The sequence below is a fragment of the Pseudoalteromonas sp. XMcav1-K genome (assembly GCF_044005875.1).
Classification (GTDB): Bacteria; Pseudomonadota; Gammaproteobacteria; order Enterobacterales; family Alteromonadaceae; genus Pseudoalteromonas; species Pseudoalteromonas spongiae.
This window is the reverse complement of the sequence record NZ_JBIPJE010000043.1, coordinates 73,035-88,263: the sequence shown is the minus strand read 5'-3', so window position 1 is coordinate 88,263 and position 15,229 is coordinate 73,035. Positions and strand designations below refer to the sequence as shown.

Below are 15,229 nucleotides of genomic sequence, written 5' to 3'. Positions count from 1 at the left end.
AACAAGGACTGTTTTAAATGAACGCCGTATTTTGCTTCGATGGCACCTGCAACGAACCCAGTGATGTGGATGATGTATTTTACAACAGCAGCATCAGCAATATTTTAAAAACCCATATTTTTTGCGGTGGTGATTTAATCAATACAAGCCACGCCTTTGAGCAGCAAAAAAGTTTTTATTACGCAGGCATAGGTACTTACGGCAATTGGTTAAGCCAAGTATTCAATACCATGTTTGCACCTGAATACGCTGATTTAGAAAGTATTTACAAGCAAGCCTACAATGACTACCTCACCCTTAGAGGTGATGACCAGATTTTTATTTTTGGTTTTAGCCGCGGCGCCGCAATTGCAAGGCGCTTTGCCAGCAAACTCACTGAGCAAGGTCGAAAAATCACTTTTTTAGGGGTATACGACACGGTTGCGTCTATTGGCATGCCTGATTTAAGCGCACACACTCAGCCTGCAAGCGATGTGGTTTTTGAAAACAACAGTGTAAGCCCGCTAATTCAACAGGCAGTGCATTTAGTTGCTATAGATGAACGCCGAATTGCGTTTCAACCCCTACTGATGGCACCGGGTGCTAATGTAAAAGAAGTGTGGTTTGCAGGTGTGCATGCAGATATTGGCGGCGGCTTTTGGCACGATGGTCTTGCCGATATTTGCCTAAGCTATATGCTTGAAGAGGCAAAGCGCTTTGGTTTACAAGTGCTTGAACTTCATCAAGTCGATTACTCAAAACTTAGTGAGAACGAGGTATCCATCGGCTCTGACGATATCGCCATCTTCCCGCAAATTGATGCCCCACTTCACCAGAAAGCCCGCACTGGTTTTATGTCATCAAAAACCTTAAATCCAAGGCAAGTGCGCGTTGATTGTATGGAAGACTGTATGCCGCTGGTACATTACAGCGTGGTTGAACGCTTTGTTAACATTGCCGATTACCGCCCAATCGCCCTTCGCAATAAACCATTTCAGTTGCTATTACCTAGTGGTGAACGCAGTGGAATGATTTTTGGGATAGAGGGAATGAGGGAATATTCAGTTTTATAGTTTAAGAATATAGCAAAGCTTGCTTCCATGCGGGTATCTTGCGCCATCCATGGCGCCCTCGTTCATTCTTTTTAAACGGCCAAAAAGAACGAACCAAGAAAAAGCCGACCCAAAATCAAACAAATTCTTCAAAGAAAAATTGAAATGAACGCAGACAGCATACAATCGATTTCCCTATCTCAGGTATGCTTTTGCCAGCATCCTTGCTGGCAATTGCTCATCAATTATTCTTTTCAGGTTTGATTAAGGGGAAAGGGAGTGAACTTTAATGTCAATTGCTACTGGATTCTAAGAGCCCGAACCTAACGCTAAAAACGCCGAGCTAAGCGGCGCAGCTTTGCTGCGTCCTTGCTTGAGCGCCTAGTTATGAGTTTTCTATTCATCATATCCGTCATTGTGAGTAATTATAATGTCTGAGTAAAACTGCTTTTCGCTTAAACTACCAGCATTAACAGCTTCTAGAAAATCACTTAGCGGCATACCATGAGATTTGTACTCTTTAGTAATTGGGCCAATAAGGATCATGTTGTTGTATTGATCTAATTCGTCATCGTCTGCGCCGTAAGTAACATATTTTACTGAAGTTCCAGCCATTGCTTTTAATAGTGAAAGAATGTGTTCTTTCTGAAACCCTCGTCCGAACATTATGGCAGGAGCAGTCCACTCCGCAGCTAAACTTTGTGCAAACTCACCTGAGAGAGGGATGTCTAATTTAGCGAGGTTGTTTTTTATACGAATATGGTCGGCGAGGTTTGGGTTAATCAAAACCTGATAAGAAGACCAGTCTATTTCGAGTTTTTCGGCTATATCTTTCGCCTCGCCTTCTTTTTTTGAAGTCACGGCCTGAGGAATCTTTAATTTGCTTTTCGGATCTCCTGACTTGCTAAGAAGATAATCATGATAATAGGAGTCTTCTTGCATCTCGGGTCGAAACTTAGTCTGTAAAAGGAAAATAGCAAATAGAAATACTGGAACATTAATTACAGATGCAACAACTAATAATCCTCGCCCCCAAATTGGTTCATCAAGGGAAATCGCTGTAGTTAAAAAGCTTCCATTTACAAGTATTAGACCAACTAACCAAGCCCCGAGAAGTTGGATTGGCTTGTTGATTTTACTTGGGTCAATTCTATTTTTACTATCCATGCCTAATACTCATAACAGCTTATTAGTGCTCATTTCGATTTAAGGAAGTTATCCACAGCCTAAAACTTGCATACTAATAAGTAATTTTATTTAATATTTTCAGTAGATTATCAGTAGTTTTTGCCCTAGCAATTTATAATTGAGTTTAGATAATCGAGCCGATTAAAATTTTACATTACGTGCCATATTAGTGTTGCTGGTTGTGTACATACTTATTGACGTCAGTTTGGCCAATGACCACTGTTCGCTCATTTGCGACTTTGAAGGCTACTGCTTATCCCCTTTCTCTTATATCAAACCCGTGAATCGAATTTTGAACTGATAACGCGAAGCTTTCCTTCTTAAACTTTGTGATACGAGCTAAGTTTATTCTGACAGCACGGCAATTCTGTCTAAATCTCGACTTGGAAAATCAGGATCGACATATACATACATTCGGCTTATTCTTTTTCCTTCGAACTCAAAGACACTACAAAAACGGCCAATCGATATTTTATTGTCAGGCCAAGCAGTTCCATCACTCATCACACCACCTTCCTGCCCTTCAACAATGACTTTATTTCCTGCCGTTGTTATTTCAAACCCGTCAATATCGTGCCAAATACTCGTTAACGAGCTTCCAATGCGATTGCCAAACTCTACTAGTGCATTTTTACCTTTAGCCTGCCCAAATTTAGGAAAGAAAAAGTCCACATCCTCCGAAAATAAGTCGAGATAACTAACGTCTCCTCCATCTACTTTCTCGAAATACATAATTACTAGCTCGACTAAATCATTTTTTTCCATATTTATTAATTCATCCATAATAACGTTGTGTATAACAAATTACCGAAGGCAGTACTCTACTTTTATCGTAACTTCGGCTATTTGTATTCTGAAGCAATTTATATCATTAACAATTAGTCGTTACTAGTCATATGTTTAATTGATATTTATGAGCTTTGAAATCAGGTCTGCATTTAGCACGAAAACTTTCAAAGCATCTAACTCTTCCTAACTCAGATGTGAGCGATTGCCTCCCCTTAATCAAACCTGAAAACGGATTTTAAATGAGTAATGCGAGACAGGGAGCGTAGCAGTCGAGCAAGCCATACTGATGCATGGGTGAATAGCGTCTAGAGACGAACGAAGTTCGGCTAGCTATGAACGCGAGAAAAGGACTTCGAGCTGGAAAGCGTACAGGGACGTTTAGCGCGCCGATTCATGGCGTTTATGTTCACATTTAAAAGACGTTTGAAGATTAAGTTTGATTTTGGGGGCGCCGAGGGATTCCAAAGGGAGACCGGCGATAGCCTCCCTTTGACTGCTGTCGCCAGCGCGACAAATATACGGCAAATAGAACTCAGTTGCTGAGAGAAAAATCTCATTCCTCATTTCAGCGTTCATTAAAATGATTTGAAACCAATTCACGCAGCATTCTAATTGTCCTAACAGGCAAAAGTTAATTAAATTAGTTAATACAAGAGAATACTTCTTCAGCGCGACAACTCCCCTTTCCATTTTCACAAAAGTCACTTGCAAACTCACATTCAAATACCAACACACCTGAAGACGAAAACCTCAACTTCCCCCTTGGAAATCCCCTCTCAATCCTCTAGTATTACTGCCTAACCGTGTAAAAAAGTATTTCAATGAAATCATTCCCTTCGCTTTATTTCACAAACTTATTTTTGATTGGTGGGACGGGTTTACTCACCACTTACCTAGCGCTTTATTTAGGCCAGCATAATGTCTCCACATTCTGGATTGGTTTACTCACTTCTTTTTATTATTTAGGTTTGTTACTAGGTTCTAAGTTGGGTTACCACTTAATTAAATCGGTTGGTCATATTCGTACTTTTGTGGCAAATACTGCTGCGGTGACGGCTTGTGTTGCAGCGCATGCGCTCAGTGATAATATTTACCTCTGGTTGGCACTTCGCTTAATTGTTGGTCTTAGCATGATGTGTAATTACATGGTGTTAGAAAGCTGGCTTAATGAGCAAGCAGCGCCCGAATCCCGAGGCCGGGTATTTTCGTTTTATATGATCACTTCATACCTAGGTATGGTGCTTGGTCAATTAGCGCTATCGCGTTTTCCAGAGCTCGGTTATGCCCCACTCTTTTTAGTCTGTATGGCGTTGTCGCTTGGTATTATTCCAATTTCTATTACTCGGCGTATTCACCCTAAACCGCTCAAACCAATTCAAGTGAGTTTATTTGGCTATTTTAAAAAAGTACCACAGTCGCTTACGGCAGTGCATTTTGCAGGCATTATTAATGGTAGTTTTTATGGTTTGGCACCTACGTTTGCAAGCCTTTCGGGCTTTAGCGCCCAAGAAATTGCATTATTTATGTCTATCACCATTTTTGCAGGTTTATTGGCGCAGTGGCCGATGGGTGTTATTTCCGACAAAATACGCCGCAGTATTTTAATTCGCAGTAACGCGGTTGCCATTGGTGTGGTGAGTTTGGCCTTATTTTTATTGCCACTTACTCAGTATGTCGCTTATGCCCTAACTTTTGCCTTTGGCTTATTTGCATTTACGCTCTACCCGCTTTCATCAGCGCTAGCAAACTCGCGTGTAGAAGATGAAGATCGTGTAGGTGTATCGTCTGCCTTGTTGATTATGTTTGGCGCAGGCGCCGCGATTGGTTCGGCCGTGAATGCGCAAATTATGGCGTTTTTTGGTCACCAAGCTTTGTATGGTTCAACTGCGGTGCTCACTGTGGTGATGTTTGCACTGCTAAGCTTTATTAACTCTAAGCAAAAAGCGGAACAACCCGAGCCAAGCGATTATGTGGTGGGTACATCCGATGTAACCGCATCACCACTGGCTGCAACTATGGATCCGCGTATTGAAGAAACCACAGCGCACGAACAATTGCTGGTAGTAGATGAGGAAAACACTCACTCTCAAGAAGATTTAGACGATGAAGAGTTTGATGACCAAGAGTTTACTAAGCAGCAACACCCAGATTTAGATGTAAGTTCAGAGCAAACCCTAAAAGCAAATGAAGATAATAAAAATCAAGCTTCAAGCTAACTTATTTAAATAACAAAAAAGCCCGCATTTAGCGGGCTTCTTACTTTTGGAAAAATGTATTACTTCACTTTCCACGTAATTTCATCGCCTGCGCGAATTGGCACAACAACGTCATCGCCTAGTGGGTATGACTCTGGTACTTGCCACGTGTCTTTTTCAAGTGTGACTGTGTCGGTATTGCGTGGTAAACCGTAGAAATCTGGGCCATTAAAGCTCGCAAACGCTTCTAACTTATCAAGTGCGCCTGCTTCTTCAAATGCTTCTGCGTATAGCTCAAGTGCAGCGTGCGCAGTGTAAGAACCAGCACAACCACATGACGCTTCTTTTTTATCTTTTAGGTGCGGCGCTGAATCTGTGCCTAAGAAGAATTTTTTGCTGCCGCTTGTTGCCGCTTTAATTAACGCTTCTTGGTGAATATTGCGCTTTAAAATTGGTAAACAGTAATAATGTGGACGAATGCCACCTGCTAGCATGTGGTTACGGTTATACAGTAAGTGATGCGCCGTAATGGTTGCTGCAACATTGTCGCCTGCTGCCGCGACAAATTCTGCCGCATCTTTTGTGGTAATGTGCTCTAGTACAATTTTCAGATTTGGGAAATCATCCACAATTTTGCACAGAATATTTTCAATAAATACTTTTTCGCGGTCAAAAATATCAATGCTTGAATCAGTTACTTCACCGTGAATTAGTAACAGCATACCTACTTCAGCCATGGCTTCAAATACCGGGTACATGCCTTCAATTGAAGTTACGCCTGAATCTGAGTTAGTGGTTGCGCCTGCTGGGTATAATTTAGCAGCAACAATTTTACCGCTCGCTTTCGCTTTTTTAATTTCTTCTGGCGTTGTTTTATCTGTTAGATATAACACCATTAGCGGTTCAAAGTTGCTGTTATTGTGCGCTTGAATTCGCTCGTAGTAGCTAAGGGCAGAATCAGTACAGGTTGCTGGTGGTACAAGGTTAGGCATAATAATCGCGCGACCCATGTAACGGCTTACGTCACGTACGGTGTCTTTTAACTGGTCGCCATCACGTAAGTGAATGTGCCAATCGTCTGGGCGAGTAATGGTTAATTTAGCAGTTGTGTCTGTCATGATCCTACCTTTTATTGACGGTGAGCGGACGAACGTCCGATTGTGCTGATCTTATTGACTTGTGATGCCGCTGTAAAGCGCTAGCGTAGAGGTTTATCGATAATAATTGTATACAATATCCCTTTTTGATAAGTTAGCGCACACATTAATAAAAATAGAGACCAAAAATGAAACTAACACGCGCTACTTCTCTGTTATTAACAGGGTTACTTGCTTCAGGTTGTGCATCGACAAGCAACGAGCCAACAGCCACGCTTTTACAAAGCCCTATCACAATTAACACACAAGCTTATTGGCAATTAGGTTTAACCAACAGTGACTTTGATGCCCTAGTTACCAATTTAAACGCTGGCGCCGACATTAATGAAACCCTTTATGCCCTGCGCGGTTTTAGCTATTTTGGCAATACGAAGAATTTAACAGCTGAGCAATTAACCGCACTAGACAGCGCGTTGTTTGCCCGTATGCAAACCATCTCTAAAGACGACTATCGCGCCATCGAAAACTACGCGGTAACACTTTACCGTTATTACTACTTTGATGATTTAAAAGATAAATTAGCTAAACACTTACCTTTATTACCAAACCTAGCGCTTAGCGATGCAAGCCCGCTTGCAGCGCAATATGCTAAGTGGGAACAACTTCGTGCTATTGGCTTTTTAGCATTTGAAGCACGCAGTGAAGATGAGATTAAACAAGCGGTACTTGCACAAACTAAGTGGCAGCAAGAATTACTCGACTTGCTTCAAACCGACAACAGCTGGCAGCAAGCGCACGCGGCTTGGGCGCTTGGTTACCTTCATTATATCTTAGATGATGAAGCAGCTGAAAAAGCACTTGATGAAAAAGTGTGGGCGGCACTTGAGCAAAACCCAAACACAAATAAAGAGTTTATCTTTTCACAGCGTTATTTAGTTAATAGCTTCCGTGGTAAATCAGCTTGTGATGAGGAGTTTAAAGGCCGCTGCAGCGAAATTACACTTGATGATGCCCTGCCAATTAACCACAAATGTTCAGATTCGCTGTTTATTCGCGCACAAACTTTGACTACCGAGCAACTTAATATCAGTTGCGAGCGTTTAATTTCGCAAGAATCACATTTCCACGACGTATACGCTACTAAGCGCCAGCCTGTGCCTAACGACTTTAATGAAGCGCTGCGCGTTGTAATTTTTGATAACTACACAGGCTACAACCAACACGGCCAAATGATCTTTGATATCAGCACCGACAATGGCGGTATGTACATTGAAGGTAAGCCGAGCAAGCCCGGTAACCAAGCTACTTTTTATTCTTTTAAAGCTTTTTGGAAAGAAGGTTTTTCGGTTTGGAACCTAAACCACGAATACGTGCACTACTTAGATGGCCGTTTTAATAAATACGATGGTTTTGGCCACTTTCCAAGCCACTTAGTATGGTGGAGCGAAGGTGGTGCTGAATTAATTGCACAGGGTAAAAGCAATGACCGCGTGAATAAGTTGCTGCACGAAACAGAGCAAGCAAAATGGCCTACTTTGCGTGAAGTCTTTGACACTACCTACCAAGATGGTTCAAAACGTGTTTATCAGTGGTCGTATTTAGCGCACCGTTATTTATCAGAAAATGCCATAGATGATTATCGTCAGTTAGCGCACTTTTTACGTACTGACTACTTTGATGGCTACAGTGAACTGCTTGACAGTTTAGTGGCTAAACACAGCGATAAGTTCGCACACTATTTAGCAAGCTATAAGCAAACTAATCCACACCAAGACGCGGCGCAGAAAGAAAAGCCAAATAGACTATATCGTTATTTATATCGCGATTATTTAATGCCTAAAACGCTTAAAATTAACGCCGAGCATAATCATATTTTATAAAGGCAAAACAAACTTTTATTGAGCAAAAGTGCTTGCTGAGTTACATTTGTGTTAATTTCTAATAACACACGGCTAGCAAGCGCTTTTATGCAGTATTCATCGGGCGACAATGTAGACGCAATTACCACCAGAGCTAATCAGTTAAGTATTATTAACGAGTTTGCCTCGTCGCTCATTCGTATTGTTGATCTCGACGAGCTCTACGACTACGTAACGCATCAAGTAGTTAAACGCCTCGGTTTTGATGAGTGCTCCATTTTTATCGCCGATTTAGAAAAGCAAATACTCAACCAAGTTTCATCCATTCATAAACACAATGATATTGAAAACGAACAGCTCGCAATTTCGATTTCAGAAGGTATTTGCGGCCATGTGTTTGAAACCGGCTGCGCCGAAATTATTAGCGACGTATCACAAGACAAGCGTTACTTAGATATTAGCGGCAACGTGCTTTCGGAAATATGTGTACCACTAGTTTACGACGGCCAAGTGCTTGGCGTAATTGATTGCGAACACCCTGAGAAAGACTACTACACTGCCGATCATTTAAGTATTTTAACAACCGTTGCGTCAATGCTTAGCGCTAAAATTGACCAGTGCAAAACGGTTGCCAATCTTACCGATACTATTAATCAGCTTAACTACGCACAGCTGCTTGAAAAAGGCATGTTGCAAATTGCTAACTTAAGTTCAGATTCGCAGACCATGGATAGTTTTTATACTGGCCTGCACGACATTGTTAAAACCTTACTGCCCGCCGAAAATCTGTTTATTGGCTATTACAATAAACAAACCCGAGGCTTAGAAATTCCTTACATTATTGAGCATGGCGTAGAGCGTATTACGTTAAAACGCTTTAGCAATGCGCAAATACAAAAAACCGCATCGGTTTATGCCATCAATAAGCAACAAGCCGTGCTAATCAATGGCGATGAATACCAACGCCATATTGATAACGGTGACTTTGATTTAATTGGTGCACAGCCTAATTCTTGGCTTGGTGTACCGTTTGAATTAAACGACGAGCTATCGGGCATTATTGTAGTGCAGAGTTACAACCACAGCGTTAGCTACACCGAGCACGACAAAGACTTATTAACTTATATTAGCCAACAAATTCGCCTTGTGATTAATCGCGTTTTTGCCGAGCAAGCATTGCAGCACAAAGTAATGCATGACGAACTTACAGGCATTGCCAACCGCGCATTGTTAATTGACCATTTAACCCTTGCGATTAACGCACTTGGCCGCAGTAACAACCCTAAAATTCATGCCCTGCTCTATTTAGACTTTGATCGTTTTAAAATGATTAACGATACTTTAGGCCATCAAGTCGGGGATAAATTTTTAGTTAAGATCTGCAACATTATTGGTCAATGTATTCGCGAAACCGATACCTTTGCACGCTTAGGTGGCGACGAGTTTGCTATTTTACTGTGTGATATTTTTGGCGCTGAAGACGTTACACCTGTAATTGAGCGCATAAAGCTCGCGCTGAAAGATCCTATTTTAATTGATGACCATTTACTGCAAGCATCGACCAGCATTGGTGTTGCCTTTGCCAACAAAGACACCGACGAAGCCTATAAAATTTTACAACGCGCCGATGCGGCAATGTATCAAGCAAAATCACTTGGTCGTGGCAAAGTACAGTTTTTTAACGACACCATGCGACAAAAACTAAAAGGCGCAGCACTGTTAGAAAGCGATATTCAAAGTGGTATGAACAAACATGAGTTTGCGCTTTTCTATCAGCCTATTTTTACCATTCAAACGGGCGAAATCATTGGTTTTGAAGCGTTAGTGCGTTGGCATCACCCCGAGCGTGGGTTTATTTCACCTGCTGATTTTATTCCACTAGCAGAAGAAACCGGACAAATCCTCGCCCTTGATTTACATATTTTAGAACTTGCGGCAAAACAATTACGCCTTTGGCACGGCACATTACCTGAAGACTTTAAAGTGACCGTAAATGTGTCATCTAAGCATTTCTCAACGTTAGAGTTTGCTGATTTTATTCAGCGCCTTTACTTTGAGTACAAACTACCGTTAGGCAGTTTATGCATTGAAATTACTGAATCGGGGCTAATTGAAAATCTTTCCCTTGCGACAGAAATAATTGAAAAGCTGAAAACCTGCGGCGTAAAACTGTGTTTAGATGACTTTGGTACGGGTTATTCGGCGCTCGGTTATTTGCATCAATTACCTATTCATATTTTAAAAATTGATAAAAGCTTTATTGATAATCTTAACTGCGGCGAAAACCACCCATTGGTTGATGCTATTTTAACGCTTGCCAGCGCCCTTGAATTTGACGTGGTAGCTGAAGGAATTGAAACTCAAACTCAGCTCGATGTGCTGAAACAAACTAAATGCCAATATGGCCAAGGCTTTTTGGTAGCAAAACCTATGCCTGCAAAACAAGCTTTTACCTTTTTAACCACAGGAAAACTGAGTTAATCCAAACTCAGTTTTCCTACATATCACACGTGACTTAAGCGAGTTCTTGTCTGAGCTCTTTTGCTGCGGTTACCATGTTTTTAAGTGCTGCTTGGGTTTCTTGCCAGCCACGGGTTTTTAAACCGCAATCTGGATTTATCCAAAGGCGCTCCACCGGCACTTTCTTCGCTGCCTCTTTCATCAACTGTTTAATCCAGGTTACCTCTGGAATATTCGGGCTGTGAATATCGTAAACGCCAGGCCCTATCTCATTTGGATAATCAAAATCTTCAAATGCGTTAAGCAATTCCATATTTGAACGCGACGTTTCAATGGTAATTACGTCTGCATCCATATCGGCAATCGCCGCGATAATATCGTTAAATTCGGCATAACACATATGGGTATGAATTTGCGTGCTGTCGCTTACGCCAGATGCCGATACACGAAACGCATACGCCGCCCAGTTTAAATAGTCTTGCCACTTTGATGCTTTTAAAGGCAACCCTTCACGAAATGCAGGTTCATCAATTTGAATAATGTTTATGCCCGCTTTTTCTAAATCAACCACTTCGTCGCGCAGCGCCAGCGCTATTTGATTGGCAATGATTGGTTTTGCTAGATCATCGCGGATAAATGACCAAAACAAAATCGTTACAGGGCCTGTTAACATGCCTTTCATCTGTTTGTTAGTGAGTGATTGTGCATATTCGGTCCAGTTAACCGTCATCGGGTGTTTACGGCTAATATCGCCCCAAATAATCGGTGGTTTAACACAGCGTGAGCCATACGATTGCACCCAGCCAAATTGTGTAAAGGCAAAGCCTTCGAGCAATTCACCAAAATACTCCACCATATCGTTACGCTCTGCTTCGCCGTGAACTAGCACATCGAGGTCAACAGCTTCTTGCTGTGCTACGGCATAAGAAATCTCATTTTGCATTTGAGCCGTGTAATCGGCTTCGCTAATATTCCCGGCTTTAAAATCGCGACGCGCCTTACGGATAGCCGTTGTTTGCGGGAAAGAGCCAATAGTAGTCGTTGGTAAAATAGGTAAACCAAGCGCTTGCTTTTGAACCAACTGACGTTTAGCAAAAGGGCTCGTACGCTCACCATCTTGCTTGGTTAGGCTATCAAGGCGTAACTTCACTGCGGCATCGTTTACACGAAGCGATTTAGCACGCGCTTTCACTGGCGCTGAATAATCAATGAGCGAAGTTATATCCCCCGACAGCAAGGCCTGTTTCAATAACGATAATTCGTGCCCTTTTTGTTTTGCAAATGCAAGCCAGGATTTAATTTCACCATCAAGCGTTGTTTCTAAGGCTAAATCAACAGGCGTATGCAACAACGAACACGAAGGCGCTAACCAAACATGCTCACGTGATGAAACCACCGATTGTATTTGGTTGAAAACCGCTTCGAGATCCGTTTTCCAAATATTACGGCCGTTGATAACACCTAAAGACAATACTTTATCTTTAGCTATGCGCTCGTTAATGTTATCTATATCTTGCGCTTCGGCAACCAAATCAAAATGCACGCCGTCTACTGGGTACGCTGCAATATCATCTAGGTAATTTTCTACTGAACCAAAATACGTTGCCAGCAGCAGCTTTACACCTTGTCCTTGCAGTTTATTAAAACTGGCTGTGAGCGCATATAGGTATTCTGGTGTTAGTTCTAACGCTAAAATAGGCTCATCTATTTGCACCCATTCAACACCTAAATCAGCTAATTTACTCAATACATGTTGATACGCTGTCAGTAGACGTGGCAGCAGGGCCAACTTATCAAATTCGCCGACAGTTTTTGCCAAATGCAAATAAGTTACCGGACCAACCAACATAGGTTTCACCTGATGACCGAGCGCTTGCGCTTCTTTTACCTGATCAAACAGCTCTGTAAAGCTAATTTCAAATGTTTGATTTTCAGTCAGTTCAGGTACGATGTAGTGATAGTTGGTATTAAACCACTTGGTCATTTCACTTGCAGCGCATGCACAACCAGACGGTGCTCTGCCGCGCCCAATGCGAAATAAGGTGTCTAAATCTACCGTTTGTGTTTCATTTTGGTGACGCCTTGGTACCACGCCGAACAGCAAAGAGGTACTAAGTACATGGTCGTACCATGCAAAATCCCCTACAGGCAACAACTCAACACCTTGGCTTTGCTGTAATTGCCAATTGTCTTTGCGAATTGCTTGTCCTTGCTCTTGCAATTCTTTGAGTGAACTCTCATTTCGCCAATAGGCCTCAACCGCCTTTTTAAGTTCGCGCTTTTTCCCGATACGGGGAAAACCTAAGTTGTGAATTGTAATTGCCATCTTGGTATCCTTTTTATTTAAGACGTTTAGATGGCTAAATATTAGTGGTAAATTTAATTCAACAAAATCGCAAGTTTTTCCAATTTAACTTGAAATAAATTAATACAAAATAGAAAATCAAATTTTTCCATATAAGCCAAACACCAATTGACAGCGTTATCATAATTTATACATATATATAAAATAGAAATTTATTATTAAAATGACGGCGATATGTACAAATCAACATTGAAACATGAAAAATAAACAGCTAGTATCAAATCTCTCTCACGGTCGTTCAAGTTTAATATGAGTATTCCTAAAGATGATTGATGTAAAACACCTTAAAACCATCGCAACCCTTAAAGAGACAGGGTCTTTGGTTAATACCGCACGAGAGCTTTTTTTAACGCAATCTGCTTTATCTCACCAAATCAAAGATTTAGAAAACAAACTCGATTGCCAGTTGTTTGAGCGTAAAACACACCCCGTACGTTTTACCCCACAAGGTATGTTGTTGTTAGAGCTTGCTAATGACGTACTGCCAAAAGTGGAAGCAACCAAATGCAGATTAAAAGAGAGCTTAAACCAACCTATCTCGCAATTGCGTTTAAGCGTTGAATGCCATGCGTGTTTTCATTGGTTATTGCCAACAATTAAAGAATTTAACAACTTTTGGCCGGATATTAAGGTGGATTACGAGCGAGGTTTTAGCTACGACGCCATTCCGGAGCTGTTAAACGATGAGTTGGATTTAGTACTTACTTCGGATATTCGTGAAACAGAGCGCCTTGAGTTCGCACATTTATTTGATTTTAAGTTAAAGCTAATTGTCAGCCCAGATCATCCGCTAGCTAAAAAAGCGTATGTAACCGCGCTTGATTTAAAAGACGAAACGATTATTTCGTATCCGATCCCACGCGAAAGACAAGATATTTTTAAGCACTTTATTCAAAATGCGCGTTTCGATGGCACCTTAAAAACTGTCGATCAAGGCTTGCTTATTTTTCAGCTTGTAAGCGCCGGTATGGGTGTTGCCGCTTTACCAGATTGGTTAGTAACCCCTTATGAAAGCCAAGGATTAATTAAGTCAATCCCACTAGGTGCGCTTGGTTTATCACGCCCGATGTATTTAGCGATGAAAAAAACCATGAGCGACAATCCAGTTTATCGTCACTTTTTAAATACCTGTAAACAAAAAAAGGGTTAGCAAATGCTAACCCTTTTAACTATTTAACTACAAATTAGCTTTCTAGTTCTTCATTAATTTGCTCTTCGCCACTTAATAACATTGCAAGCCAGCGCCCTTCTTCACTGTTTTCAAGGGCAATTTTCACAACCATGGTAAGCGGTACAGACAGCAACATGCCAACCGTGCCAAGTAACCAGCCCCAAAACAATAATGATAAAAACACGACAAGTGGTGATAAGCCTAAACCTTTACCCATAAAGCGTGGCTCAATCATATTGCCCATTACGGTGTTAATTGCCATGTAACCAATGCCAATTAAACCTGCAACGCCAGGCCCTTGCAGTACAACAGCAAGTAATACCGCCGGAATTGCCGCAATGATAGAACCAATATTAGGAATATAATTTAAGAAAAACGCCAAGACGCCCCACAAAATAAAATAGTCGATGCCAAATGCCCAAAGCATTACCGTAACCAAAACACCGGTCGCTAAACTAACCAGTGTTTTGATAGCGAGATACGAATTAACCGAGTCTAAAAATAGGTCGATTTGTTTTTGCTTCATATCGGGATCATCAAGGGCTAAATGCACTTTTTTACCAATGTAAGGCGCTTCAACAAGCATAAATACGACGGTTAAAATAATTAAAAACAAGTCAGCCATTACGCCACCAACGCCCGCGAGTGTATTCGCCGCAAGATCGATAAGTTTGCCGGGATCTAAAAACGACATAATGCGATCTTTATCGATCAAAATATTATACTCAGCCAACATGGTTAATAAGCCTGAGAACTCGGTTTGTAATTGCTCTTTATACACGGGAACATTTTGCGAAAAGCCATTAACCGATTGACCAACAAGCCCTGCCAGACTGACCACAATTAACATAATTAGTAAAATAACCAGTGTAATTGCTGCGCCTTTTGGTACGCGATAACGTCCCATTAAATTAATCAACGGACTACAAATAATGGCAATAAATACGGAGAGTAAAAACGGAACGACAATTGCGCTTGCTAATTTCAAGCCGGCTAAAACAACGATTAAGGCCGCAAAAATCAATAAACTTTTACTGGCACCAGTAAAATTGGGCTGAACCATAGCTATCCTTA

General features: G+C 41.3%; 11 protein-coding genes. 5 read left to right on the top strand and 6 right to left on the bottom strand.

What is annotated here, in order from left to right; translation table 11 throughout:
• Positions 1-17: 17 nt before the first annotated feature.
• Positions 18-1,052, top strand: a complete 1,035-nt coding sequence (locus ACHSBP_RS10675) for a DUF2235 domain-containing protein (RefSeq protein ID WP_010559892.1) — start codon at positions 18-20, stop codon at positions 1,050-1,052.
• Between the two features lie 375 nt (positions 1,053-1,427).
• Here the strand turns inward: ACHSBP_RS10675 and ACHSBP_RS10670 are convergent, their stop codons facing one another.
• From ACHSBP_RS10670 to ACHSBP_RS10660, 3 genes are all read right to left on the bottom strand, one after another.
• Positions 1,428-2,198 carry a hypothetical protein gene (locus ACHSBP_RS10670; protein WP_010559891.1) on the bottom strand — a complete coding sequence of 257 codons (771 nt, stop codon included), beginning with the start codon at positions 2,196-2,198 and terminating at the stop codon, positions 1,428-1,430.
• A gap of 366 nt (positions 2,199-2,564) precedes the next feature.
• Entirely contained in the window at positions 2,565-2,984 is a 420-nt protein-coding gene (locus ACHSBP_RS10665) for a nuclear transport factor 2 family protein (protein WP_010559890.1), read from the bottom strand.
• Positions 2,985-3,386: 402 nt separating this feature from the next.
• Positions 3,387-3,725 carry a hypothetical protein gene (locus tag ACHSBP_RS10660; RefSeq protein ID WP_010559889.1) on the bottom strand — a complete coding sequence of 113 codons (339 nt, stop codon included), beginning with the start codon at positions 3,723-3,725 and terminating at the stop codon, positions 3,387-3,389.
• Positions 3,726-3,829: 104 nt separating this feature from the next.
• On the opposite strand from ACHSBP_RS10660, the gene ACHSBP_RS10655 reads away from it, so the two are divergent.
• A complete protein-coding gene (locus ACHSBP_RS10655) occupies positions 3,830-5,224 on the top strand; it encodes an MFS transporter (protein WP_010559888.1) in 1,395 nt (464 codons plus the stop codon).
• Between the two features lie 59 nt (positions 5,225-5,283).
• On the opposite strand, the gene pyrC is transcribed toward ACHSBP_RS10655, so the two are convergent.
• Complete coding sequence (gene pyrC / locus ACHSBP_RS10650; RefSeq protein WP_010559887.1) at positions 5,284-6,321, bottom strand: dihydroorotase; 1,038 nt, start codon at positions 6,319-6,321, stop codon at positions 5,284-5,286.
• 167 nt (positions 6,322-6,488) lie between these two features.
• On the opposite strand from pyrC, the gene ACHSBP_RS10645 reads away from it, so the two are divergent.
• Together ACHSBP_RS10645 and ACHSBP_RS10640 are read left to right on the top strand one after the other, a co-directional pair.
• Positions 6,489-8,180: a collagenase gene (locus ACHSBP_RS10645; RefSeq protein ID WP_010559886.1), complete on the top strand. Its 1,692-nt coding sequence runs from the start codon at positions 6,489-6,491 to the stop codon at positions 8,178-8,180.
• A gap of 87 nt (positions 8,181-8,267) precedes the next feature.
• Positions 8,268-10,640: a GGDEF domain-containing protein gene (locus ACHSBP_RS10640; protein ID WP_010559885.1), complete on the top strand. Its 2,373-nt coding sequence runs from the start codon at positions 8,268-8,270 to the stop codon at positions 10,638-10,640.
• Positions 10,641-10,674: 34 nt separating this feature from the next.
• On the opposite strand, the gene metE is transcribed toward ACHSBP_RS10640, so the two are convergent.
• Entirely contained in the window at positions 10,675-12,945 is a 2,271-nt protein-coding gene (gene metE, locus ACHSBP_RS10635; protein ID WP_010559884.1) for a 5-methyltetrahydropteroyltriglutamate--homocysteine S-methyltransferase, read from the bottom strand.
• 304 nt (positions 12,946-13,249) lie between these two features.
• Here metE and ACHSBP_RS10630 point away from each other — a divergent pair, with 304 nt between their 5' ends.
• Entirely contained in the window at positions 13,250-14,134 is an 885-nt protein-coding gene (locus ACHSBP_RS10630; protein WP_010559883.1) for a LysR family transcriptional regulator, read from the top strand.
• 34 nt (positions 14,135-14,168) lie between these two features.
• Here the strand turns inward: ACHSBP_RS10630 and ACHSBP_RS10625 are convergent, their stop codons facing one another.
• Positions 14,169-15,218 (bottom strand): AI-2E family transporter, encoded by a 1,050-nt coding sequence (locus ACHSBP_RS10625; RefSeq protein ID WP_010559882.1) that lies wholly within the window; start codon positions 15,216-15,218, stop codon positions 14,169-14,171.
• Positions 15,219-15,229 lie beyond the last annotated feature (11 nt).